Source organism: Parvimonas sp. D9 (assembly GCF_035282565.1).
In the GTDB taxonomy this organism is placed as follows: domain Bacteria; phylum Bacillota; class Clostridia; order Tissierellales; family Peptoniphilaceae; genus Parvimonas; species Parvimonas micra.
In genome coordinates, this window is record NZ_JAYKBM010000111.1 from 1 (window position 1) to 284 (window position 284).

Below are 284 nucleotides of genomic sequence, written 5' to 3' on the forward strand. Positions count from 1 at the left end.
ATTGTAATACTTTATCACGCTGATCGCCCTGTATAATGGCTTGACCATCTTTTACCGAGCCGCCCGTGCCACAGAAGTTTTTCAGTTGTTTACCCAGCAGTTCAAGGTCTTCTAATTTGCCCGCAAACCCGGTTACCAATGTTACGGCTTTACCCGCCCTTTGTTTTTTATCGAGTAGTATCCGTAATGTTTGTTGTGCAGGGGGCAATGTTTCTGTTGTTGCTGAACTTTCAGTATCAAACTTAAATTCAGGATCTGTGCTGAATACAAAGCCATTAGTATCT

At 42.6% G+C, this 284-nt stretch carries 1 protein-coding gene; it reads right to left on the minus strand.

From position 1 onward, the window contains the following. Positions 1-284, minus strand: a 284-nt coding sequence (locus tag VJI94_RS08230; RefSeq protein ID WP_324009002.1) for a translation initiation factor, incomplete at both ends; no start/stop codon positions are given.